Origin of the sequence: Bradyrhizobium nitroreducens, assembly GCF_002776695.1 — a bacterium.
GTDB classification, from domain to species: Bacteria; Pseudomonadota; Alphaproteobacteria; order Rhizobiales; family Xanthobacteraceae; genus Bradyrhizobium; species Bradyrhizobium nitroreducens.
This window is the reverse complement of record NZ_LFJC01000003.1, coordinates 630,541-652,800: the sequence shown is the minus strand read 5'-3', so window position 1 is coordinate 652,800 and position 22,260 is coordinate 630,541. Positions and strand designations below refer to the sequence as shown.

Here is a 22,260-nt window from a genome sequence, read left to right as displayed (position 1 = left end):
GCCGACATTGCGGCTTGCGTCTCTTCATGGAGCGTCATCCTGAGGTGCCGGAGCGAAGCGAAGGCCTCGAAGGATGCGCAGCCCGGGCGCATCGTGCGCCGTTCATCCTTCGAGGCTCTCCACGCAGCGCTTTGCGCCGCGTGTCTCGCACCTCAGGATGACGGATGATTGCATCGCAATGACGGAGCGGCGTCTGCGTAGCGGGGCGCCCCGTCGCGGATGTCGCTTCGCTCATCCGGGCTACATTCCATCCGCGGGCCTGAAACCGGCGCTCGTCATGGTTGCATTCTCTCCATGGCTGCCCTCACGCAATCGCAGTGAACCAAGCATCCCTCTCGGCAGACCCATTGTTTTCGACCCAAATTTCATTTTGTCGCATTGCCTGCCTGTTTCGTCATGAGGCCCGAGTTTTCGACGTGCAGTTTCTGTTCCGGGACCATCTTCTCGATACCGACCGGCGCGAGCTGAGCCGCGAGCAGGTTCCAATTGCCGTGGAGCCGCAGGTTTTCGATCTCGTCGTCCACCTCATGCAGAACCGCGACCGGGTGGTCAGCAAGGACGAGTTGATCGACAAGATCTGGCACGGACGCAGCGTCTCCGAATCCACCCTGACCAGCCGGATCAACGCGGCGCGCAAGGCGGTCGGCGACAGCGGCGCCAGCCAGGCGCTGATCCGCACCATCGCCCGCAAGGGGTTTCGCTTCGTCGGCGATGTCGAGGCCAAGGATGGCGCGACGGGTGAAGCGACCGCGCCGACAGCCGGCCGCACCGCATGGGTGCAGAGCGCGGCGCTCACGCTTCCCGAGCGGCCTGCGATCGCCGTGCTGCCATTCACCAATATGAGCGGCGAGGCCGGGCAGGACTATTTCTCCGACGGCATCAGCGAGGACATCATCACGGCGCTGTCGAAGCTGCGCTGGTTCTTCGTCATCGCGCGCAACTCATCCTTCGTCTACAAGGGCCGCGCCGTGCACATCAGCGAGGTCGCGCGCGAGCTCGGCGTACGCTACGTGGTGGAAGGCAGCGTGCGGCGGAGCGGCGAGCGGGTGCGCATCTCGGCCCAGCTCAACGACGTCTCGACCGGCAGCCATCTCTGGGCCGAGCGTTACGACCGCGAGCTCGCTGACATCTTCGCCGTGCAGGACGAGATCACCGAGGCGATCGTCGCCGCGATCGAGCCGCAGCTCTATGCCGCCGAAAGCTTTCGCGCCCAGCAGAAGCCGCCGGGGAGTCTCGACGCCTGGGACCTCGTGATGCGCGCATTATCGCATCACTGGCGCATCACGCGCGAGGACAACGCCGTCGCGCAAGCGCTGCTCGAAAAGGCCGTCGCGATCGATCCCGCCTACGGCAAGGCGCTGGGCCTGCTCGCAACCAGCCACATCTTCGGCGCGCATATGGGCTGGGCCGACATGGCTGCGACCGTGCCGGTTGCCGAGCGCGCGGCGCTTGCTGCCGTGGAGGCCGATCGCGAGGACGCCTTCGCCCATCACGGCCTCGCCTACGCCTATCTGTTCCGCCGCCGCTTCGACGACGCGCTGGCCGAATTCGAGCTGGTCTTGCGACTCAATCCGAACTTCGCGATGGCGCATGCCTTTTACGGCGTGACACTGTGCTACGCCGGACGGTGGCAGGATGGCGATGCCGCCGCGCGCCGTGCGCTGCGGCTGAGCCCGCGCGACCCGCTCGCGGCGATCTATTGCGGGGTTGCGGCCTATGCCCGCTTCGTCGGCCGCGACTACGAGGGAGCCGTGCAGATGGCGCGGGAGTCGATGCGGCAGCGCGGCGATTTCGTCGGCGCGCACCGCGTGCTGACGGCGGCGGCCGGGATGTCGGGAGATCCGGCGCTCGCAGCGTCCGCCTTGGAAGGTCTGCGCCGCGCCCAGCCCGAGGTCTCGCTCGCCTGGATCACGCGCGAGCTGCCGATGCTGCGCGACGAGGATCGTTCGCATTATCTGGAAGGATTGCGGCGCGCGGGAATGAGGTGACGGCGGCGCGACAATGAGCGCGCGCCTTCCCTCATGACGGCCACGATCGCGGGGCCAAGCGCTAATCGTCGTCGGGCCCGAACAGCCTGATCTGCGGGAAGCCGCCGCGCGGCCGGCTGGCGTAATCGCGCGCCTCGGTATCTTCGCGGATGTTGCGCGCGACGTCGTCCCAGTCGGTGCGGTCACGCATACCGCGCTGCTCGCGGGAATCGTAGTGGCGGCGCTCCGTCCAGCGCTCGCGACGCTCCATCCGTCGCCGCTCCGACGCAGCGCGCTTCACGTCGGAATCTTTCGCCTTGGCATAGGCGTTGTCAGGTGAAGAGACCGGATCGGTCGAAGCCTGCTGCTCGGCAGGTTTTGCGGCTTTCGGTAACGATGCGACTGCCGGCCTGGATTGTTCCTTCGTCTGTTCCCTGGACTGTTCTTTGGGCGGCTCGACCGCGGCAGCTTGTGAAGGCGGGGGCGCTGTCGGTTCGGCATTCGCCTGGGCGGGCTGCGTATCAGGCTTTGCTTCGGCCTGCGCCGGCGTCGCAGCGATCGCGCCGAAGACTTGCGTGCCGGTGAGATAATTGACGCGTTCCGAGGGCGCGTTGGTCGCTGCCGGCGCGCCAGCGGATGCGGCGCGCTGCGCCACCTTGCTGGTGTCGGGGCCCTGTTTGGACGCGACCGGATTCATGATGTTGCCGGCGACGATGCCACCGCCGAGACCAATGGCGATGGCTGCGATGATGGTTCCGGCACCGACGAAATAGGCTGTCGAGGCGCGCATTGATCCACTCCCTCTTTGGAGCGAGCAACGCACGTTGATTGCCAGATGTTCCTGATGCAGGAGCGGTTCCCGGAGGAAACCGCCGCGTCAGATCTGCTGCGCGACCTTCTCGAGCCCGATCAGGCGGGCGAGCTTGCGCACTTCTTCCTTCTGATCGTCACGCAGTTGGAACAGCAGCGGCATTGCGGCCGACTTCAACTGCTGGACCTCGTCGCAATTCGGATCGATCTGCGCGCTGGGCGGCGCGTTCGGATTGGAGAGCTTGTTGGCCGAAATCTTGCGGACGACGTTGCGCAGGGCGGTCTCGACCGAAGGCCAGTAATATTCCTGCGACGAGGACAGCTTCAGGCGATCCCTGATGCCGGAGATCTGTGCGTCGGACAGCAAGGTATAATGTTTCTGCGGCTGCGGCTTGGCCACAACCTTCGGCTTGGCCGGAACTTCGACGGCGGGAACCTCAGCCGCGGCGGGCGCTTCGGACACCGCCGGCGCGGCCTTCAACGGCTCCTTGGGCATCGGGAAATCGGTCGGGGTGGCGGCGGCGAAGGCCTGACGCAGCGGCTCGGCCAGCACGGGCGCCTGCGAAAGCCGGTCGGCCGGCACCTGGACCGGCTCGATCGCGGCCGAAGCCAGGGCAAGGGTCGGGACCAGACGGTCGGCCTTGGCGGCGCGATTGGTTGCAAGGGGCTTCGCCGGAGGCGCCTGCGACATCATCTCTTCGCTGACGCTGGGCACGCTGTCGCGGCCAAGGATGGCAGTGGTGGCAGCGCCGAGGACAAGGAAGCAGGTCAACACAACGATGGTGATGGCTTTGGACAAACGTCTCTCCGGGAACCGCCGCTTCACGAGTTTGTCAACGTTGCCCGTGAAAAAGGAACGAATTAAGGCTTGAGTGTGCCTTCGTTGCGACAATCAGCATGCCTGCAACGACACGCGGCGCAAAAAGCCAACGAAATCAGGCGGCTGCGGCCAGATCGTAGGCGTCCTGGATGTCCGAGACGATCTCCGAGGCCTCCCACACCGCGCGCGGCTCGACCGATTGCAGGGTCACTGTCCAGTTGCCGCCCCGGCGGGTACGGGGAACGCTGACAATGTCAAAGCGCACGTTGCGGCACAGCGGGTGACGGGCCAGCGCATGGGCGACGCGGATGCGGATTTCGTCCAAGGTCGCGGCTGTCTTGCTGTTGAGATAATCGAAGTCCATCGCCTGTCCCTCTCGGTCCTGATTGGCGGCCGTGAGGGGATTCTTGGCGGGCGTTGGTTAATCCACCGTTAAGTGGGGCATTTCGAGCAGGCGCTCGATTAACTGTGATCGGGGCAACCCGTCCCGGCCCTTTCCGCAATCCTACGGAGAGAGGCGCACGCTCGCCTCTCGATATTCGGCCACCGTCCGCGCCACGAGATCGTCGACGGCGAGCACCTCGGTGACCCCGGAGGTGGAGTGTCCGCCGCTCCAGATATCGCGCCAGCGCTTCGGCCGATTCTCGCGCGCGGCGACGTCGATATCTTCAGCAATGTTGATCGCGCCGCGCGCTGGCAAATCGTCGGGGTCGAGCCCGGCGGCCACGATCGAGGGCCTGAGCATGCTGGTCTGCAGGCCGGTGAACGCAGTGGTGAGAAGAATATCGTCGGCAGTGCTCTCGACCAGCATCCGCTTGTAACGTTCATCCGCCGCGCTCTCACGCGTCGCAATGAACTTGGTGCCCATATAGGCGAGATCGCAGCCGAGCACTTCGGCCGCGTGCAGCGCACGGCCGTCGCTGATGCCGCCCGCGAGGACGATGATGCCGTCGTAGAACGCGCGCACCGCACGGACGAAGGCGAACGGGTTGAGCCAGCCGGTCTGCCCGCCCGCACCCGCGGTGAGCAGCACCAGCCCGTCGGCACCTGCTTCCGCCGCGCGCTCGGCGTGGCGGATCGAAGCGACGTCCGCCAGCACCAGCGCGCCTGCATCATGCAGCGGCTTCAACACCGGCGCCGGTGAGCCCACCGACGTGATGACGATCTCCGGCTTGTGTCGCAGCAGCATTGCGAGATCCTGCTCGAGCCGTGCGTTCGAGCGGTGCACGATCAGGTTCGGACAGAGCGGCGCGGCCTTGCGGCCGGTCTGGTCCTCGTGCTGACGCAGCCTCGTCTCGATCGCGATGAGCCATTCGTCGAGCTGGTCCGTGCTGCGGCAATTCGCGGTGGGGAAGCTGCCGATCACCCCGCTCCGGCAGGCGGCGACCATGAGCTCGACGCCCGACACCAGGAACATCGGCGCTGCGATCAGCGGCAGAGCGAGACGATCGCCGAAGCGTTGCAGTCGATCGGATGTCATGCAAATCTCCTCGTCACGCATGCCTCCCTCGCGCGGGCTTTGTCGTTTCCTCCCGCAGTCTCTGTGCTAGCGTCGTCGGCAACATTGGCACGTCAGAAGCCGGTTACAAAGCAACGAGGAAACATATGTCCGATCCGCTCCACGCATCGTCCCCGACTTGCGCGCAGACGCTGCGGGCACTGTCGCGCTATCCCGGCCGTACCGCTTTCGCTTGGCCCGAGGGATCGCTGAGCTATCAAGGCACGATCGACCTGATCGGACGCATCCAGGGCGTGTTCATGCGGCTCGGATTGCAGACGGGCGCGCGCGTCGCCTTCCTCACCGCGAACCGCGCCGACACCTGGTGCGCCGGCGTCGCCGCGCAATTGTCGCGGCTCTGCATCACCTGGCTGCATCCGTTGGGATCGCTGGAGGACCAGCTGTTCCAACTCGAGGACTCCGAGGCCGAGATGCTGGTGGTCGATGCGGCCGCCTTCCGCGACCGCGGCGGCGAGCTCTCCGCGAGGGCGAGCCGGCTTAAGGCGGTCTTCACGATGGGGCCGGCCGGCTATGGTGTCGATCTGCTCGCGGCCGTCGACAGCACAGGACACGCCAGCCCGGTGTGCCTCGCCGGCGCCGACGATCTGTCCACACTGAACTACACCGGCGGCACGACAGGCAAATCCAAGGGTGCGCTGCGCTATCACCGCGAGAATGCCGGAGCCGCCGCCGCGATCCTGGCCGATTTCGAGATCCCCGACGCGGCATGCTATCTCACCGTCGCGCCGATCAGCCACGTTGCCGGCACGAAGGTGCTGCCGACCCTGATGCGCGGCGGCACCGTGCACATGCTGAGGGGTTTCGATCCCGACGCCGTGCTGGCCACGATCGCGCGCGAGCGCATCAACTTCACGCTGTTCGTGCCGACCATGATCTATGTGCTGCTCGATCATCCGGCGCTTGACAAGACCGACCTGTCCTCGCTCGAGCTGGTGCTCTACGGGGCGTCGGCGATGTCGCCGAGCCGGCTGGTCGAAGGCATCGAGCGCATCGGACCAGTGTTCTCGCAGCTCTACGGCCAGACCGAATGCTATCCGGTCTCGGTGCTGCGCAAGGCGGATCACGATCCCAAACAGCCGGAGCTGTTCTTGTCCTGCGGCTTCCCGATCGCAGCCTGCGAGGTCAGGATCCTCGACGACAACGACCGGGAAGTGAAGACGGGCGAGGCCGGCGAGATCTGCGTGCGCGCCCCGCATGTGATGGCGGAGTACTGGAAGCGGCCCGACATCACCGCCGAGACGCTGAAGAACGGCTGGGTGCACACCGGCGACATCGCGCGCCAGGATGAGCGCGGCTACGTGTTCATCCTCGACCGCAAGAAGGACATGATCGTCTCGGGCGGCTTCAACATCTTCCCGCGCGAGGTCGAGGACGTGCTGTCGCAGCACGCCGATGTCGCGATGGTCGCGGTCGTCGGCATTCCCGACGAGAAATGGGGCGAAGCCGTCACCGCCATCGTCGTGCCGCGCGAGGGCGCAAGGCCCGATCCGGACGAGCTGATCAATCTGGTCAAGACCCGGAAAGGCTCGGCCCATGCGCCCAAGCAGATCCAGTTCGTCAAGCAGCTGCCCATGACCGGCGTCGGCAAGGTCGACAAGAAGGTGCTGCGCGCGGGCTTCTGGAGCGGTCGGGACCGCATGGTGGGGTAGGTACCCGGGATTCTACGGGGCCGTTGTGGCCCCGGCACCACAACGCGCGACGGAGTGCACGCCGCCGAGCCCCGCGCGATTGCCGGCGAATCGGGGAATCACCTAGACCGCTGATGGGGCTGGGAAGCGGAGAGTAAGATGAGAGTCGCTTCCCTGGAAAGTGCAGTCGCCGCGGTCACGTTGATCACGGCTATCATCGTGGTGCTGTGGGAGATCAAGATCTTCTACGGAGTGTGAACTGGCAGGATGCGTGCGTCGAGCAAGAGCTCGCAGCCAAGTATCCCTTCCGCGGCGGCGGAAGCCTGCCGTTCAAGCCAACCCGAAGAGCGACGCTTGCGTCACACTCACCGCTTCTCGATCACGAGGCTCTGCACCGCGCGGCCGAAATAGCCCTGCCGGTCCGCCAGCCGCGACATCGCAAGGCCTGCGCCATCGGGACCGATCCAGGAGTCGCCGTCGAGCAAAATCCACTCGCCGACAGGCTGGCGCGCGAAGCTCACGGTGAGATCAGCATTGATGTAGGTCCAGGCGCGGAAATCGAGCGTCGAGGCGGTACCGTTGGAGAAATCGGCCGCGACCACGGCGCGCATGGCCTGCGAGATCGCTTCGCCTTCGATGAGCGGATGATCGACGCGAAACCAGATCGCGCCGGCACCGGCCTGACCGAAGCGGCCGCGCGCGGCGCGCATCGAGACCGAACGCACGAATGGGCTGGTGGCGGCGTGACCGTCCTCGATCAGGGAGTCCTCAGGCGACGGCAACGTGACCGGCAGCTCCTTGACCTCGTCCGGCAGCGCCTGCACCTGGCGCCTCACCTTGAGCACGGTGGCGCCGACGACCTGCACGCCGTCGGCGAGCAGCTTGATCTCGCAGAGCTGGATCTTGCGGCCCTCGCGCAGCACTTCGCTCGCAATCGTGAGCGGCGCCACCGGCACCGGGCGCATCAGATCGATGGTGACGCGCGCGATGTCCATCGGAGCAGGCGTCGGAATGCGCTCGGCCGCCCACGTCACCAGCGATGCCGGCGCCGAGCCGTGCTGCATGCGCCTGTCCCAGGGACCGGCGGCATCCGGGCTGGTGACGACGCTATTGCCCTCGACGCGGTAGATGGGGGGCATATCGACTGCCCTCACAACGGGGGATCGATCGCCTCGTCATATTCCTTCTTGAAGCGCGCGATCAGTTCTGCGGCGGGGACGACTTTGTCGATGCTGCCGATGCCCTGGCCCGAGCCCCAGATCTCCTTCCAGGCCTTCGGCTTGGCGCGTTCGCCGGAGGCGTCGGTGCCGAAGTTCATCTTGGACGGATCGGAGGTCGGAAGATTCTCCGGATCCATGCCGGCGGCGAGGATCGAGGGCTTCAGATAGTTGCCGTGCACGCCGGTGAAGAGGTTGGAATAGACGATGTCGTCGGCCGTCGAGCCCGCGATCATCTCCTTGTACTTCTCGACCGCGTTGGCCTCCTTGGTCGCGATGAAAGCCGAGCCGATATAGGCGAAGTCGGCCCCTAGGATGCGCGCCGCACGGATCGCCTTGCCGTTGCCGATCGCGCCCGACAGCGCGATCGGGCCGTCGAACCACTTCCGCGTCTCCGCGACGAAGGCGAGCGGGGAGATGGTGCCGGCATGGCCGCCGGCGCCGGCCGCGACCAGGATCAGGCCGTCGGCGCCCTTCTCGATCGCCTTGTGCGCGAATTTCTGGTTGATGACGTCGTGGAAGACGATGCCGCCCCAGCCGTGCACGGCCTGGTTCAGCTCCTCACGCGCACCGAGCGAGGAGATGACCATCGGCACCTTGTACTTGGCGCAGAGCTGCATGTCGTGGTCGAGCCGGTTGTTCGACTTGTGCACGATCTGGTTGACCGCGAACGGCGCCGACGGCCGCTCGGGATGGGCGCGGTCATAGGCCGCGAGCTCCTCGGTGATGCGTGCCAGCCATTCGTCGAGCAGCTCCGGCGGCCGCGCGTTCAGCGCCGGAAACGAGCCGACCACACCCGCCTTGCACTGCGCGATCACGAGATCGGGCACCGAGATGATGAAGAGCGGCGAGCCGATCACGGGGATCGACAGGCGCCCTTTGAACAAGGCAGGCATGGACATTGCGAAACGATCCTCTGTTGGCGGGTCGATGGCAGGTTGGGCACCATACCAACAAGGCAATCTTTCCACTGTCAAGTATTGCGTTTGCACGCCGTGGGGAGGCGGCTGCCGCAATTCCAAGGAACGGAATTCCTCTGCTGTCATTCCGGGGCGACGCGCAGCGTCGAACCCGGAATCCATCGTGCGTCAGCGCGCGCGGCGAAATGGATTCCGGGCTCGCGCTTCGCGCGCCCCCCGGAATGACAGCGAACGCCTACCCGATCAGATCCGGATTGATCAGCCGCTCGAACGAGAACATCTCGTCCCACTTCTCCTGCGTCAGCAGCTTGCGCTCGACCACCACGATCTGGTGCAGCGACTTGCCGCTCTTGTAGCCCTCGCGCGCGATCTCGGCGCATTGCTTGTAGCCGAGCAGCGGCTTCAGCACCGTGACGATGCCGAGCGAGTTCAGCACCATGTTGCGGGTGTGCTCCTCGTTGGCGGTGATGCCGACGACGCAATTCTCGCGCAGGCTGTTGACCGCGCGCTCCATGGTGCGGATCGAGAAGAACAGCGCGAACGAGATCACCGGCTCCATCACGTTGAGCTGGAGCTGGCCGGCGCTGGCGGCGAGCGTCACCGTGGTGTCGAGGCCGATGACGAGGAAGCTGGTCTGGTTGACGACCTCGGGGATCACGGGGTTGACCTTGCCCGGCATGATCGAGGAGCCCGGCTGAAGCTGCGGCAGGTTGATCTCGTTGAAGCCGGCGCGCGGGCCGGAGGCGAGCAGGCGGATGTCGTTGCAGATCTTCGTCAGCTTGCTCGCCGTGCGCTTCAGGACACCCGAGAGCTGCACATAGGCCCCGGTGTCCGAGGTCGCCTCGACGAGATCGCCGGCGAGGATGAAATCGACGCCGGTGAGTGCGCTCAAATGCCGGACCGCGAGCTTGGGATAGCCGACGGCCGCGGTCACGGAGGTACCGATCGCGGTGGCGCCGAGATTGATCTCGCGCAGCAGCGCCCGCGCTTCCGAGATGCGGTCCACCTCCTCACCGATCGTGGTGCCCCATCCCCGGAATTCGGCCCCCAGCGACATCGGCACGGCATCCTGGAGATGCGTGCGGCCCATCTTCAGCACGCGGTCGAACTCACGCCCCTTGGTGAAGAAAGCCTCCTGGAGCTGGCGCAGTGCGGTCATGTAGCTCTCGAGCCGCAGGATCAGCGCGAGGCGAAACGCGGTCGGATAGGTGTCATTGGTCGACTGGCCATAATTCACATGATCGTTCGGGCTGACATGCTGGTACTCGCCCTTCTTGAAACCCAGCGATTCCAGCGCGAGGTTCGCGATCACCTCGTTGGCGTTCATGTTGGTGGAGGTGCCGGCGCCGCCCTGGATGAAGTCGGTGACGAACTGATCCATCATGTCGCCGGCGATGACGCGATCGCATCCCAGGATGATCGCGTCGGCGACCTTGGCGTCGATCGCCCCGAGGTCGCGATTGGCCATGGCGGCGGCCTTCTTGACGTAACCGAGCGCCTTCACGAAGTAAGGCTCCTGGTTCATCGGAATGCCGGTGATGTGGAAGTTCTCCTTACCCCGGATGGTCTGGACGCCGTAATAGATGTCGTCGGCGATCTCACGCTGTCCGAGGAAGTCCTGCTCCGTGCGGCTCATGGGCGCTCCTTAGTTGCTCGCGCGCGGCGAGGTCACGTCAGTTCTGGCACAGCGCGCTTGTCACGAAAGTGTCGGTGCGGCAGTCGTCCGGTTTGCGTTGCCGGCCCGGGATCAGGACCTTGGCCGAGCATTTCTCGGCGGAGTCTGCGTTCAGGCTCTTGCCTTCCTTATAGCCCTTGCTCTGGCAGAGCTGGTCGGCGGCGTGCTTGCAGTCGGGGGCGCCGTTCGACGAGGCCGGACAGGCCACCCGCCCCGACACCATGGTCGAGGGCTTGGCCAGCCGCGACAGGTCGTTCATGGTCTCGCTGGGACTTTTGATCGGCGGCAGGATCGAGGGCAGCTTGTCGAACAGCTTGCCCATTTCATTGATCAGCCCGGGATTTTCCTCGCGCGCCGGCGGCGCCGAAGGATCGGGTGTCGACGGCGGCGGAGCTGCCTGCGGCCCCTGATCCTGCAGGCCAAGCGTCGGAGGCGCGGATTGCGGCCAAGCCGTCCCGCCCGCGGCGAGCAGGAGCAGCAGCGCCGCTGACATCAGCGTCCCCAGCCGCGCCGCCGGATTGCCGGATCGAACCATCATGATGGCAACCGTAGCCGAAGCCGGCCCGACGGCAAAGCCGCCTTGGAGTCTACTGATTAAGCATGATCTTCTCGGAAAACCGCTTCGCACTCTTCCGGATCATGCTCAAGAGCATTTTCGGTTCTGATTGAATCAGAACCGAAGCTCTATATTCTTGTTTTGACGCGTTTTCTTCACGCGAACCGGTGTCCACTTCGCTCGAAAACGCTCTAGCTAGATCAATTTGATCGCGATGACGAAGCCCAGCACCAGTGCCGCAGCACCGACCGCCACCACAAGACCGAGATGCTTCTCGATCTTGACGCGGATCCAGTCGCCATAGCGGTTGAGCAGGATCGCGACGATGAAGAAGCGCCCGCCGCGCGCGACGACCGAGAACAGGACGAACAAAAGCAGATTGTAGCCGGCAAAGCCCGAGGTGATGGTGACGAGCTTGTATGGGATCGGCGTCAGCCCCTTGAGCAGGATGATCACCGCGCCCCATTCGGCGTATTTGGCACGGAATCCGTCGACCTGATCGCCGAGCCCGTAGAGCTGGATCAGCCAATGACCCAGCGAGTCATAGAGCAGCGCGCCGATGGCGTAGCCGAGAACCCCGCCGAGCACCGAGGTCACGGTACAGACGGCTGCATAGAGCCAGGCACGCTGCGGGCGCGCCAGGGACATCGGGATCAGCATGACATCCGGCGGGACCGGAAAGAAGGAGCTTTCGGCGAAAGACACGATGCCCATGATCCAGAGCGCATAGGGCTTGTGGGCGGCGTCGATGCACCAGTCGTAGATACGTTTCAGCATGGCGCCGCGATGAAGCACCATGGGACGGATTTGTCCATGCCGAGATTGAGGCGAATTATGACACTTCTAGTGGCGCTTGCGCGCGGCGCGGCCCTCGAGCGCGACAATTGGCCGCCTGGCGGCCACCCGCGGTGACGCGACCTTGGACAGCTTCATCGACGATTTCGGCAGCTTCTCGGCGATGCCGAGCATGTCTTCCCGCCTTGTCATCTCGCGCCAGACGTCCTCGGGGCGCACGCCGGCAGAGGCCCAGAGTACGGTGAGATTGTACAACAGATCGGCGCTTTCGCGGATGACGGCGTCGGTGTCGCCATTGACGGCATCGATCACGACCTCGATGGCCTCTTCGGCGAGCTTCTTTGCCATTTTGGAGGGCCCGCGCTGAAACAGCCGGGCCGTACGCGATGTTGCCGGATCAAGATCTCTGGCCGCGAGCACAGCCAGATATAGCCGCTCAAGCGAATCACTCATGATACTCAAAACTACTCTAAACAAATGGCGAGCGTGTTAACGCACGGCAATAAAAGCAGAAAACAGGCCGACGCGGCAAGCGCGACGGCCTGTCCCGGTTAATCCGAGCTGCCGCAGTTAGTAGCAGTTCTGGTAATATCCCTGGCCGCACGCCTCGGACGGAGCGGTGCCGCCATAGCGCTGATACTGGTAGTTCGGGCCCGGTCCGTAATAGGGGCCGTAGGCCGGGCCGCTGTAATAGGCGGGACCGCCGTAATAGCCGTAGCCCGGACCGTAGTCATAGGCGTAGGAATCGCGGGTCGCGGCGATGGCAAGACCAGTGCCGATGGCCGCGAAAGCCGCAGCTGCGGCCGCGCCGCCTCCACCGCCGTGCCAGTGGCGACCGCCCGCATAGGAAGCGGTAGGGGCAACCGCGGTCAACGCCAACACCGCGGCAGTGGCAAGAACGGCCTTGCGGCCGGCAAACTTCGAAAGGCTGTCAAACATCTCCTGGACCCTCCTTGGGACCTCGAATGGTGCCTGCAGACAGGCTCATGTCTTTCAAGCACGCAGCCCCATGTTGGGTTCCCCAACCCCAACACAAGCTGAACAGGGTTGCGTGATCGTGACGCAACCGCCGCTCATGCTCCGTTCATGTTGGCAGGGAGAGACTAATCGCCAGCCGGCGCTGCGAGCGTCACCAAACCACAACAATGCGGGACCGGCGCAACTGATGTCGAAATTCAAGACGACGGCCCTTCGTTGCCTGCTGGCTCTCTCGATTACGCTCGTTGCACGCGGTGTCAGCGCGGCCGAGACCGTTGCGCCGTCCTCCGTTGCGATTCACTTCACCTTCGACCGCCCGCTCGACGCCAGCATGGCGCCGTTCTTCCTTGCGGCGAAGGACGGAAGGTTCAGCGCCGAGCATCTCAACGTGTCCTTCAGCAGCGCGAGCGGATCGCCGGAGGCGCTCGCACGCGTCGCCAAGGGCGACAGCGAGCTTGCACTCGTCGACATCAACGAGCTGATCCGGTTTCGCGACAAGGAGGATGCGGCGCCGGTCAAGGCGGTGTTCGTGCTGTTCAACCGCGCGCCCTACGCAATCGTCGCGCGCAGGAGCCGCGGCATCAATGTCTTGCCGGATCTCGATGGCAAGACCGTGGGCGTTGCCGACGGCGATCTGTCGATGCGGCTATGGCCGGCGCTGGCGCAGCAGAACGGCATCAAGACATCGCACGTCAAATTCCACAAGATGAGCGCAGCCGTCCGCGAGCCGATCCTGTCCGCGGGACAGGTCGATGCCGTCGCGGGCTTCAGCTATCTCTCCCCGGTGAACCTGCGTGATCGCGGCGTGCCCGGAGCGGACCTCGTCGTGCTGCGTTATGCCGACTATGGCTGCGAGGCCTATGGCTTCGCGGTGGTGGCCAATGCCGCCTTCGCCGCAGCAAAGCCGGATGCCGTGAAGGGTTTCGTCCGCGCCTTGGTTGCCGGCGTCGCTGCCACCATCAAGGAACCGACGCGGGCGGCGGACGTGGCCACGAGCCGCATCGACGGCGGCGACCGCGACCTCGAGCTGGAACGCCTGCGCACCGTCCTCGCCGACAACATCCTGACCGACGAGGTCAAGCGCAACGGCCTTGGCGGTATCGAGCCACTGCGCCTGGAGCGCTCGATCGACCAGGTCGCGCAGGACTTCAAATTCCGCAAGCGGCCCACGGCGGGCGACATCTTCGACGACCGCTTCCTGCCGCCGGTCGCGGCGCGGCTGATCAATTGAGCAAAACCCGTAGCTTCCACTGTATCTCGCAGGCAATCCCTGCTTAGAATACGGGCCCCGCTATTTGCCTGAGTTACCCGTCCGCATGTCCATTTTCAGCCTCTACACCCGCGTTCTCGAGTTGCTTGGCAAGGAGGCGCGGCTGGGCTGGCTGCTGGCGTTTGCCAATCTCCTGCTGGCCGCCTCGCAGTTCGCCGAGCCAGTCCTGTTCGGCCGCATCGTCGACGTGCTCTCCGGCAAGTCGGTCGCCGGTTCGACCTCGGCCTGGCCGTTCCTCATCGCCTGGGTCGCGTTCGGGCTCTTCACCATTCTGTGCAGCGCGCTCGTGGCCTTGCAGGCGGACCGGCTCTCGCACCGGCAGCGCCAGGCCGTGCTGACCGACTATTTCGAGCACATCCTGCAACTGCCGCTGACCTTCCACTCCGGCACCCATTCGGGCCGGCTGATGAAGGTCATGCTCAACGGCACCGACGCCTTGTGGCGGCTGTGGCTCGGCTTCTTCCGCGAGCACTTTGCCGCGATCCTCTCGGTCGTGGTGCTGCTGCCGCTGTCGCTCTACCTGAACTGGCGGCTCGCGATCCTCTTGTTCGTGCTCTGCATCGTCTTCACCGCGCTGACGACCTTCGTGGTGCGCAAGACCTTCGGCATGCAGATGGAGGTCGAGGAGCACTACAGCGAGCTCTCCGCGCGCGCCTCCGATGCGCTCGGCAACGTCGCGCTGGTGCAGAGCTTCGTCCGTGTCGAGTCCGAGGTGAAGGGGCTGCGCTCCGTCGCCGATCAATTGCTCGAAGCGCAGATGCCGGTGCTGTCCTGGTGGGCACTCGTCACCGTGATCACGCGCGCCTCCACCACCATCACGGTGCTGGCGATCTTCTCGCTCGGCATCGCCCTGCACGACCAGGGGCTAACTTCCGTCGGCGAGATCGTGATGTTCGTGAGCTTCGCGACGATGCTGATCCAGAAGCTCGAGCAGGTCGTGGGCTTCATCAACAACGTGTTCATGGAGGCGCCGCGGCTGCGCGAGTTCTTCAATGTGCTCGACGCCGTGCCCGCGGTGCACGACCGGCCCGACGCGATCGATGCCGGCAGGCTGTCCGGCCTCGTCGAGTTCAACGACGTCACCTTCTCCTATGACGGCAAGCGGCCGGCGATCGAGGACCTCACCTTCACCGCGCTGCCCGGCCAGACCATCGCGCTGGTCGGCCCGACCGGTGCCGGCAAATCAACCGCGATCGCGCTGCTGCATCGCGCCTTCGATCCGCAATCCGGCTTCATCAAGATCGACGGCATGGACGTGCGCGGCGTGACGCTGACCTCGCTGCGGCGGAACATCGGCGTCGTGTTCCAGGAAGCGCTGCTGTTCAACCGTTCGATCGCGGAGAATTTGCGCGTCGGCAAGCCGGATGCGACCGAGGCCGAGATGCGCAAGGCGGCGGAGCGCGCGCAGGCGCTCGAATTCATCGAGCGCAGCGGCGGATTCGAGACCAATGCCGGCGAGCGCGGCCGCATGCTGTCCGGCGGCGAGCGGCAGCGCCTGTCGATCGCCCGCGCGCTGCTGAAGGACCCGCCGATCCTGATCCTGGACGAGGCCACCAGCGCGCTCGACGCCGTCACCGAGGCCAAGGTGAATGCCGCTCTCGACGAAGTGATGAAGGGCCGCACCACCTTCGTGATCGCCCATCGCCTCTCCACCATCCGCAATGCCACGCGGATCCTGGTGTTCGAGAACGGCCGCGTGATCGAAGGCGGAACCTTCGATGAACTCGTGGCCAAAGGCGGCCATTTTGCCGAGCTCGCGAGGGCTCAGTTCATGGTGCAGGACAGCGCACGGGCCAGCGTGACGGCCTCCGAGGCTGCCGCGACGGCTGCCAAATCCCCCTAGCAAGTCCCCATAGCACCGTCGAAATTCGGCCTATTTCATCGCGGAATACCGCACCGAGCCCCTATTCTCGACGCACCAGCCGGTATAGGTTTGCGGCGCCGCAAGCGGCGGCGCTTAAATTTCAGAACCGACAATCAGATCACGAGAGCCGCCCGTGTCAGGCGGGTCTCCAAGGACCGGAATCGGATAGTGCACGCCCTACGCCCGCTGCTTCGCAAATCCTTGTTCAACCTGTTCGCTGCGACGCTCGCCTGTGCCGCGCTGCTTGCGCCGCGCGCGGCGAGCGCCGAGGCGCTGCTGCTGATCGAGGCCGATAGCGGCAAGGTGTTGCAGGCCGATAATGCGACGGTTCCCTGGTATCCGGCCTCCGTCACCAAGATCATGACGGCCTATGTGACGCTGAAGGCGGTCAAGGACGGCAGGCTCACGCTCGACACGCTGCTCACGGTTTCGCCGACGGCCGCCTCGCAATCGCCCTCGAAGATGGGGTTCCGTCCGGGAACGCAGCTCACCGTCGACAACGCGCTGAAGATGATGATGGTCAAGTCGGCGAACGACATGGCCGTGGTGCTGGCCGAAGGCGTCGGCGGCTCGATCGACGGCTTCTCCGCGATGATGAACGACACCGCGCGGAAGCTCGGCATGACGCAGACCAGCTACGTCAATCCGAACGGCCTGCCCGCCGACGGCCAGATCACCTCGGCGCGCGATCTCGGCATCCTCGCGCGCTCGTTCCTGCGCGACCTGCCGGAATACGAATATTTCGTGCACATCCCGGCAATCCGCTTCGGCAAGCGCGTCACCGGTAATTTCAACAAGCTGATCGGCCGTTATCCCGGCGCCGACGGTTTCAAGACCGGCTTCATCTGCGCCTCCGGCTACAATCTCGTCGCATCGGCGACGCGCAACGGCCGCCGGCTGATCGCGGTGGTGCTGGGCTCCAATTCCGGCACGGCGCGCGCAGTGAAGGCGGCGCAGCTGCTGGAGCGCGGCTTCAGCCAGGACAATCTGACATGGCTGCGCCCCTCGCTCGGCACGGTCGAGAACCTCGTGCCGGTCGACGCCTCGCCGCCGAACCTGCGCGACGAGATGTGCGGGCCCCACCGCAAGCGGCCGGCGAGCGACGACGACGATGCGCTGATCGCGGCCAATGGCAGCCCATCAGGATCGGCCTCCGCGACCGGCGGCGAAGCCCAGATGACATTCTTCACCGCCGGCCTGCAGCCACCGCTGATGAAGGCCTCCGAGCTGATGGCCTCGGCGCCGGCGGCGGCCGAGCCCGTACTGGTCTACACCGGCCCGACCCGCACCGGCACCGCCCTGATCGCGGCGGTCGCGGCCGATGCCGACCAGCAGGCGGCTTCCAAGCCGCGTGGCAAGAAGTCGCGCGTGGCCAAGAAGCCGGATGCGGCCGACAAGCCGAAGGACGCGGGCAAGGATGCCAGCAAGGACACCAAGACGGCGGCCGTGAAGCCTGCTGCCAAGCCGGCCGAGGGCAGGAACGACGGCAAGAACGACAGCAAGACTGCGACGAAGCCGGCGGCGCCCAAGCATGCTGCCGCCAAGCACGAGACGGCGACAAAACCCGCCGAGAAGCCTGCAGCGAGCGGCGATCAGAAGCCTGCCAAACCCAAGGCCGCGACCAAGCCTGCCGCCAAGCCGGCCAACAACAGTTAACGGCGCCCCGCACGGCGGCGACCGGCGCTTCGCACCTGCGGCAGCGCCGTTTGCGATGATTCCAGTAGCCACTCCCCGACCTTTGCCCTAAGCCTCGACGGCTTGCCACCCGTCCCGGCAGGCTCGATACTGGCGGTAATGAGGCAAGCCCGAGACACAACGGGCTCTGGTAAATTGAGGGGAGTTTCCATGGAGCGCATCTGGCTCAAGCAATATCCGCCCGGCGTGCCTGCCGATATCGAGCCGACCCAATACGCATCGCTGGTCGACCTCTTGGAGGAGAGCTTCGCCAAGTTCGCCGACCGCAAGGCGTTCATCTGCATGGACAAGTCGATCAGCTACCGCGATCTCGACCAGATGTCGGTCGCGCTCGCCGCCTATTTGCAGGGCCGCGGTCTACAGCGCGGTGCCCGCGTCGCCATCATGATGCCGAACGTGCTGCAATATCCGGTCGCGACCGCGGCCGTGCTGCGCGCCGGCTTCGCGGTGGTCAACGTCAATCCGCTCTACACGCCGCGTGAGCTCGAGCACCAGCTGAAGGATTCCGGCGCCGAAGCCATCATCGTGCTGGAGAACTTCGCCCACACCGTCGAGCAGGTGATCGCCAAGACCCCGGTGAAGCACGTCATCGTCGCCAGCATGGGCGACCTGCTCGGCTTCAAGGGCGTGATCGTCAATCTCGTCGTTCGCCGCGTCAAGAAGATGGTACCGGCGTGGTCGCTGCCCGGCTCGGTCGCCTTCAACGACGCGCTGTCCGCCGGCCGCGGCATGGCCTTCAACAAGCCAAAACTGTCGCCGGGCGACGTCGCCTTCCTGCAATATACTGGCGGCACCACCGGCGTCTCCAAGGGCGCCACCCTGCTTCACCGCAACATCGTCGCCAACGTCCTGCAGAACGACGCCTGGCTGCAGCCGGCGCTCGCGGCACCGCCGCATGTCGACCAGCTCATGATCGTCTGCGCGCTGCCGCTCTATCACATCTTCGCGCTGACGGCCTGCTACCTGCTCGCGGTGCGCGCCGGCGGCTGCAATCTCCTGATCCCCAACCCGCGCGACATACCGGGCTTCGTCAAGGAGCTGGCGAAATACCAGGTCAACAGCTTCCCGGCCGTCAACACGCTCTACAACGGCCTGATGCACCACCCCGATTTCAAGAAGCTCGACTTCTCCAAGCTGAAGATCTCGAACGGCGGCGGCATGGCGGTGCAGCGGCCCGTCGCCGATCAATGGAAGGCGATCACCGGCTGCTTCATCGCTGAGGGTTACGGCCTGTCGGAGACGTCGCCGACGTTGACCTGCAATCCGGCAACCGCAACCGAGTTCACGGGGACGATCGGCATCCCCGTGCCGTCGACCTACATCTCGATCCGCGACGATGACGGCAACGAAGTGCCGCTCGGCCAGGCCGGCGAGATCTGCGCCAAGGGCCCGCAAGTGATGTCGGGCTACTGGAACAGGCCCGAGGACACCGCCAAGGTGATGACCGCGGACGGCTACTTCCGCACCGGCGACATCGGCATCATGGACGAGAAGGGCTACACCAAGATCGTCGACCGCAAGAAGGACATGATCCTGGTCTCCGGCTTCAACGTCTATCCCAACGAGGTCGAGGAAGTGATCGCGAGCCATCCAGGCGTGCTCGAATGCGCCGTGATCGGCATCCCCGATTCCAAGTCGGGCGAAGCGGTGAAGGCGTTCGTGGTGAAGAAGGATCAAAACCTCACCGCCGAGGCGGTGATCAAGTTCTGTCACGAGCAGCTCACCGGCTACAAGGTGCCCAAGCACATCGAATTCCGCACCGATCTGCCCAAGACCAATGTCGGCAAGATCCTGCGACGCGAGCTGCGTGACGAGAAGAAGGCTCAGGCGGCGTAAGCGCCGTCGCCGGTCCATGACCGCGGTCGGCGACATCGAGCCCTCAGGCGTTCTCGCCTTCTGGCGCGAGGCCGGCCGCGAGCGCTGGTACGAGCGCAGCGACGCTTTCGACGCGGAGGTCAAGCGCCGCTTTCTCGCGCTCTGGGAAAAGGCCGTCGCCGGCGAACTGGCCTCATGGGAAGACAGCGACGATGGTGCGCTCGCGCTCGTCATCGTGCTCGACCAATTCCCGCGCAACATGTTCCGCGGCATGCCCCAGGCCTTTGCCAGCGACAGCCTGGCGCGTGACGTCGCCCGCCGCGCCATCGCGAGGGGTGTCGATGCCAGGGTCGATCCAAGCCTGCTCGAATTCCTCTATCTGCCCTTCATGCATTCGGAGCACCTGCCCGACCAGCTGCATTGCGTCGCGCTGTTTGCGAACACCGACAATACCGAGAACCAGAAATACGCGCGGGAGCACGCCGACATCATCCAGCGGTTCGGCCGCTTTCCCCACCGCAACCGTCTGCTCGGCCGCGACACCACCGAGGAGGAGCAGGCTTTCCTCGACGGCGGCGGCTTTGCCGGCTGATGACATCACGGTGAAGGGCCGCATCCCTCGCCGCTTTCGCCGCCGGCAATATTGTGCAGGCCCGGCGCACGGTCTAAAAAGCGGGACCGATATTCAGGGAGACTGACGATGGCGATCCAGATTGGCGACAAGCTGCCCGAGGCGAAATTCCGCGTGATGACGGCGGAAGGTCCGCAGGTGAAGACCACCGACGATATCTTCAAGGGCAAGAAGGTGGCGCTGTTCGCCGTGCCCGGCGCCTACACCGGCACCTGTCACAAGATGCATCTGCCCAGCATCTTCCTCAACGCCTATGCCATGAAGGACAAGGGCGTCGACACCATCGCCATCGTCTCGGTCAACGACGCCTTCGTCATGAACGCCTGGAAGCGCGACACCGACCAGCGCGACGAGGCGATCTTCCTCGCCGACGGCAATGCCGACTTCGCCAAGGCGATCGGCATGGAGCTCGATGCCTCCGGCAACGGCCTCGGCATCCGCTCCAAGCGCTATTCGATGCTGGTCGAGGACGGCGTGGTCAAGAAGCTGAACCTCGAGGCGATGCCCGGCAAGGTCGAGGTCTCCGGCGGCGATACGCTGCTGGGGCAGCTGTAATTCTCACCGTCATTCCGGGGCGCCTCGAAGAGGCGACCCCGGAATCTCGAGATTCCGGGTTCGGTGCTTCGCACCGCCCCGGAATGACATTCCAACTACTCCGCGACCCGCGCTTGCGTTCTCGCCTTCACGATCCCGTCGCGCGCAAGCTGATCCGCCCGCTCGTTCTCGGGGTGGCCGGCGTGGCCTTTCACCCAATGCCAGCGAACTTCGTGCGCCTTCAGCGCGGCATCGAGGCGCTGCCATAGCTCGACATTCTTCACCGGCTTCTTGTCGGCGGTGCGCCAGCCGTTGCGCTTCCAGCCGTGGATCCAGCCGGTGATGCCCTGCCGGACATATTGGCTGTCGGTGTAGAGATCGACCGTGCACGGCTTCTTCAGCGCTTCCAGCGCGGAAATCGCCGCCATCAATTCCATCTGGTTGTTGGTGGTGTGGCGCTCGCCGCCGTTCAGCTCTTTTTCCTTGTCGCCGAACTTCAGGATCGCGCCCCAGCCGCCCGGCCCGGGATTCCCCGAGCAGGCGCCGTCGGTGTAGATCGTCACATTGGGCTTTTCGCTCACGCGACCAGTCCTGACGGCATCAGCCCGTAATCGCGCGCGCTCGTCACGCTCTGGTGGAAGCGCAGCTTGCGAAAATATTCCAGCGGGTCCTTCGGCTTGACCAGGGCGCCGGGCGGCACGTTGAGCCAGTCGACCAGCCGCGTCAGCAGGAAGCGGATCGCAGCGCCGCGCGCGAGCAGCGGCAGCGCGGCCTGTTCGGCTTCGGAGAGCTTGCGCACGCGGCCATAGGCGTTGAGGAAGGCGCGCGCCTTGGTGACGTTGAAGGAATGATCGGGCTCGAAGCACCAGGCGTTGAGGCAGATCGCGACGTCATAGGCCAGCATGTCGTTGCAGGCGAAGGTGAAGTCGATGATCCCGGAGAGCCTGTCGCCGAGAAAGAAGACGTTGTCGTTGAAGAGGTCGGCATGGATCACGCCTTCCGGCAGATCGGTCGGCCAGACGCCACCCGAGAGATAATCGAGCTCGGTGGCGAGGAAGGCGCGCAGGCCCGGCTGCACCTCGTCGGCGCGCCCCGAGGCCGCATCGAACAGCGGCCGCCAGCCTGCGACCGACAGCGCATTGGCGCGCCGAACCGCAAAGTTCGCGCCGGCCAGGTGCATCCTGGCAAGACCCTCGCCGACGCCGGCGCAATGCGCGACGTTCGGCTTGCGCGGCCACATGCCTTCGAGAAAGGTGATGATCGCCGCAGGCCGCCCCGACAGCTCGCGCAGCGCCTCGCCATCCCTCGCCTTGACCGGCAACGGGCAGCTCACCCCGTGCTCGGCCAGATGCGTCATCAGCGCGAGGAAGAACGGCAGATCGTTCTTCGCCACGCGCTTCTCGTAGAGCGTGAGGATGAACGAGCCCTTGCTCGTGTGCAGCAGGAAGTTGGTGTTCTCGACGCCCTCGGCGATGCCCTTGTAGGAGAGCAATTCGCCGAGATCATATTGCTTCAGGAAATCCGCAAGCTCGTCGGCGGCGACGTCGGTGTAGACCGCCATAAAGG

21 protein-coding genes are annotated in these 22,260 nt (G+C 65.2%); 8 read left to right on the top strand and 13 right to left on the bottom strand.

Features of this window, described 5'->3' with window-relative positions; translation table 11 throughout:
• Positions 1 to 416: 416 nt before the first annotated feature.
• The gene (locus tag TSA1_RS03365) at positions 417 to 1,988 is read left to right on the top strand and encodes a winged helix-turn-helix domain-containing tetratricopeptide repeat protein (RefSeq protein ID WP_100175103.1); all 1,572 of its coding nucleotides are present in this window, start codon (positions 417 to 419) and stop codon (positions 1,986 to 1,988) included.
• Between the two features lie 61 nt (positions 1,989 to 2,049).
• On the opposite strand, the gene TSA1_RS03360 is transcribed toward TSA1_RS03365, so the two are convergent.
• The 4 genes from TSA1_RS03360 to TSA1_RS03345 form a co-directional block, all read right to left on the bottom strand.
• On the bottom strand, positions 2,050 to 2,757 hold the full coding sequence (locus tag TSA1_RS03360) for a hypothetical protein (protein WP_100175102.1): 708 nt from the start codon (positions 2,755 to 2,757) through the stop codon (positions 2,050 to 2,052).
• 87 nt (positions 2,758 to 2,844) lie between these two features.
• On the bottom strand, positions 2,845 to 3,576 hold the full coding sequence (locus TSA1_RS03355) for a hypothetical protein (RefSeq protein WP_174718734.1): 732 nt from the start codon (positions 3,574 to 3,576) through the stop codon (positions 2,845 to 2,847).
• A gap of 136 nt (positions 3,577 to 3,712) precedes the next feature.
• The gene (locus TSA1_RS03350; RefSeq protein WP_100175101.1) at positions 3,713 to 3,961 is read right to left on the bottom strand and encodes a hypothetical protein; all 249 of its coding nucleotides are present in this window, start codon (positions 3,959 to 3,961) and stop codon (positions 3,713 to 3,715) included.
• 141 nt (positions 3,962 to 4,102) lie between these two features.
• Positions 4,103 to 5,077 (bottom strand): NAD(P)H-dependent flavin oxidoreductase, encoded by a 975-nt coding sequence (locus TSA1_RS03345; RefSeq protein WP_174718733.1) that lies wholly within the window; start codon positions 5,075 to 5,077, stop codon positions 4,103 to 4,105.
• 125 nt (positions 5,078 to 5,202) lie between these two features.
• On the opposite strand from TSA1_RS03345, the gene TSA1_RS03340 reads away from it, so the two are divergent.
• Entirely contained in the window at positions 5,203 to 6,765 is a 1,563-nt protein-coding gene (locus tag TSA1_RS03340; RefSeq protein ID WP_100175100.1) for an AMP-binding protein, read from the top strand.
• Positions 6,766 to 7,109: 344 nt separating this feature from the next.
• On the opposite strand, the gene TSA1_RS03335 is transcribed toward TSA1_RS03340, so the two are convergent.
• The 7 genes from TSA1_RS03335 to TSA1_RS03305 form a co-directional block, all read right to left on the bottom strand.
• Entirely contained in the window at positions 7,110 to 7,883 is a 774-nt protein-coding gene (locus tag TSA1_RS03335; RefSeq protein WP_100175099.1) for a thioesterase family protein, read from the bottom strand.
• A gap of 11 nt (positions 7,884 to 7,894) precedes the next feature.
• Positions 7,895 to 8,863 (bottom strand): NAD(P)H-dependent flavin oxidoreductase, encoded by a 969-nt coding sequence (locus tag TSA1_RS03330; RefSeq protein ID WP_100175098.1) that lies wholly within the window; start codon positions 8,861 to 8,863, stop codon positions 7,895 to 7,897.
• A 253-nt stretch (positions 8,864 to 9,116) separates the two neighbouring features.
• Complete coding sequence (locus TSA1_RS03325; protein WP_100175097.1) at positions 9,117 to 10,517, bottom strand: aspartate ammonia-lyase; 1,401 nt, start codon at positions 10,515 to 10,517, stop codon at positions 9,117 to 9,119.
• A 37-nt stretch (positions 10,518 to 10,554) separates the two neighbouring features.
• Positions 10,555 to 11,094, bottom strand: a complete 540-nt coding sequence (locus tag TSA1_RS03320; protein ID WP_100175096.1) for a hypothetical protein — start codon at positions 11,092 to 11,094, stop codon at positions 10,555 to 10,557.
• 213 nt (positions 11,095 to 11,307) lie between these two features.
• The gene (locus TSA1_RS03315; protein WP_174718732.1) at positions 11,308 to 11,910 is read right to left on the bottom strand and encodes a YqaA family protein; all 603 of its coding nucleotides are present in this window, start codon (positions 11,908 to 11,910) and stop codon (positions 11,308 to 11,310) included.
• A 45-nt stretch (positions 11,911 to 11,955) separates the two neighbouring features.
• Complete coding sequence (hisE, locus tag TSA1_RS03310; protein ID WP_100175095.1) at positions 11,956 to 12,360, bottom strand: phosphoribosyl-ATP diphosphatase; 405 nt, start codon at positions 12,358 to 12,360, stop codon at positions 11,956 to 11,958.
• A 117-nt stretch (positions 12,361 to 12,477) separates the two neighbouring features.
• Positions 12,478 to 12,846 carry a hypothetical protein gene (locus TSA1_RS03305; RefSeq protein ID WP_100175094.1) on the bottom strand — a complete coding sequence of 123 codons (369 nt, stop codon included), beginning with the start codon at positions 12,844 to 12,846 and terminating at the stop codon, positions 12,478 to 12,480.
• Positions 12,847 to 13,072: 226 nt separating this feature from the next.
• Between TSA1_RS03305 and TSA1_RS03300 the strand changes: the two genes are divergently transcribed.
• The 6 genes from TSA1_RS03300 to TSA1_RS03275 all read left to right on the top strand — a co-directional run bounded on the left by TSA1_RS03300 (position 13,073) and on the right by TSA1_RS03275 (position 20,715).
• Positions 13,073 to 14,116: an ABC transporter substrate-binding protein gene (locus TSA1_RS03300; RefSeq protein WP_174718731.1), complete on the top strand. Its 1,044-nt coding sequence runs from the start codon at positions 13,073 to 13,075 to the stop codon at positions 14,114 to 14,116.
• An 85-nt stretch (positions 14,117 to 14,201) separates the two neighbouring features.
• Positions 14,202 to 15,998: a glucan ABC transporter ATP-binding protein/ permease gene (locus tag TSA1_RS03295; RefSeq protein ID WP_100175092.1), complete on the top strand. Its 1,797-nt coding sequence runs from the start codon at positions 14,202 to 14,204 to the stop codon at positions 15,996 to 15,998.
• A 189-nt stretch (positions 15,999 to 16,187) separates the two neighbouring features.
• A complete protein-coding gene (locus tag TSA1_RS03290) occupies positions 16,188 to 17,675 on the top strand; it encodes a D-alanyl-D-alanine carboxypeptidase family protein (protein WP_100175091.1) in 1,488 nt (495 codons plus the stop codon).
• Positions 17,676 to 17,864: 189 nt separating this feature from the next.
• A complete protein-coding gene (locus TSA1_RS03285) occupies positions 17,865 to 19,550 on the top strand; it encodes a long-chain fatty acid--CoA ligase (protein WP_097662140.1) in 1,686 nt (561 codons plus the stop codon).
• Positions 19,551 to 19,566: 16 nt separating this feature from the next.
• Positions 19,567 to 20,121, top strand: coding sequence for a DUF924 family protein (locus TSA1_RS03280; RefSeq protein ID WP_100175090.1), 555 nt, complete (start codon positions 19,567 to 19,569; stop codon positions 20,119 to 20,121).
• A gap of 108 nt (positions 20,122 to 20,229) precedes the next feature.
• The gene (locus TSA1_RS03275; protein WP_100175089.1) at positions 20,230 to 20,715 is read left to right on the top strand and encodes a peroxiredoxin; all 486 of its coding nucleotides are present in this window, start codon (positions 20,230 to 20,232) and stop codon (positions 20,713 to 20,715) included.
• A 95-nt stretch (positions 20,716 to 20,810) separates the two neighbouring features.
• Here TSA1_RS03275 and rnhA read toward each other — a convergent pair whose 3' ends face one another.
• Together rnhA and TSA1_RS03265 are read right to left on the bottom strand one after the other, a co-directional pair.
• Positions 20,811 to 21,275, bottom strand: coding sequence for a ribonuclease HI (gene rnhA, locus TSA1_RS03270; protein ID WP_100175088.1), 465 nt, complete (start codon positions 21,273 to 21,275; stop codon positions 20,811 to 20,813).
• Positions 21,272 to 22,255: a homoserine kinase gene (locus tag TSA1_RS03265; protein WP_100175087.1), complete on the bottom strand. Its 984-nt coding sequence runs from the start codon at positions 22,253 to 22,255 to the stop codon at positions 21,272 to 21,274. The genes rnhA and TSA1_RS03265 overlap by 4 nt, the downstream gene beginning before the upstream one ends.
• Between the last annotated feature and the right edge of the window lie 5 nt (positions 22,256 to 22,260).

What these genes read in the sequence shown, in the direction of transcription:
- TSA1_RS03360 (WP_100175102.1), bottom strand. Translation starts at nt 2,757, where the DNA reads ATGCGCGCCTCGACAGCCTATTTCGTCGGTGCCGGAACCATCATCGCA.
- TSA1_RS03350 (WP_100175101.1), bottom strand. Translation starts at nt 3,961, where the DNA reads ATGGACTTCGATTATCTCAACAGCAAGACAGCCGCGACCTTGGACGAA.
- TSA1_RS03345 (WP_174718733.1), bottom strand. Translation starts at nt 5,077, where the DNA reads ATGACATCCGATCGACTGCAACGCTTCGGCGATCGTCTCGCTCTGCCG.
- TSA1_RS03340 (WP_100175100.1), top strand. Translation starts at nt 5,203, where the DNA reads ATGTCCGATCCGCTCCACGCATCGTCCCCGACTTGCGCGCAGACGCTG.
- TSA1_RS03335 (WP_100175099.1), bottom strand. Translation starts at nt 7,883, where the DNA reads ATGCCCCCCATCTACCGCGTCGAGGGCAATAGCGTCGTCACCAGCCCG.
- TSA1_RS03330 (WP_100175098.1), bottom strand. Translation starts at nt 8,863, where the DNA reads ATGTCCATGCCTGCCTTGTTCAAAGGGCGCCTGTCGATCCCCGTGATC.
- TSA1_RS03325 (WP_100175097.1), bottom strand. Translation starts at nt 10,517, where the DNA reads ATGAGCCGCACGGAGCAGGACTTCCTCGGACAGCGTGAGATCGCCGAC.
- TSA1_RS03320 (WP_100175096.1), bottom strand. Translation starts at nt 11,094, where the DNA reads ATGATGGTTCGATCCGGCAATCCGGCGGCGCGGCTGGGGACGCTGATG.
- TSA1_RS03315 (WP_174718732.1), bottom strand. Translation starts at nt 11,910, where the DNA reads ATGGTGCTTCATCGCGGCGCCATGCTGAAACGTATCTACGACTGGTGC.
- hisE (WP_100175095.1), bottom strand. Translation starts at nt 12,360, where the DNA reads ATGAGTGATTCGCTTGAGCGGCTATATCTGGCTGTGCTCGCGGCCAGA.
- TSA1_RS03305 (WP_100175094.1), bottom strand. Translation starts at nt 12,846, where the DNA reads ATGTTTGACAGCCTTTCGAAGTTTGCCGGCCGCAAGGCCGTTCTTGCC.
- TSA1_RS03300 (WP_174718731.1), top strand. Translation starts at nt 13,073, where the DNA reads ATGTCGAAATTCAAGACGACGGCCCTTCGTTGCCTGCTGGCTCTCTCG.
- TSA1_RS03295 (WP_100175092.1), top strand. Translation starts at nt 14,202, where the DNA reads ATGTCCATTTTCAGCCTCTACACCCGCGTTCTCGAGTTGCTTGGCAAG.
- TSA1_RS03285 (WP_097662140.1), top strand. Translation starts at nt 17,865, where the DNA reads ATGGAGCGCATCTGGCTCAAGCAATATCCGCCCGGCGTGCCTGCCGAT.
- TSA1_RS03280 (WP_100175090.1), top strand. Translation starts at nt 19,567, where the DNA reads ATGACCGCGGTCGGCGACATCGAGCCCTCAGGCGTTCTCGCCTTCTGG.
- TSA1_RS03275 (WP_100175089.1), top strand. Translation starts at nt 20,230, where the DNA reads ATGGCGATCCAGATTGGCGACAAGCTGCCCGAGGCGAAATTCCGCGTG.
- TSA1_RS03265 (WP_100175087.1), bottom strand. Translation starts at nt 22,255, where the DNA reads ATGGCGGTCTACACCGACGTCGCCGCCGACGAGCTTGCGGATTTCCTG.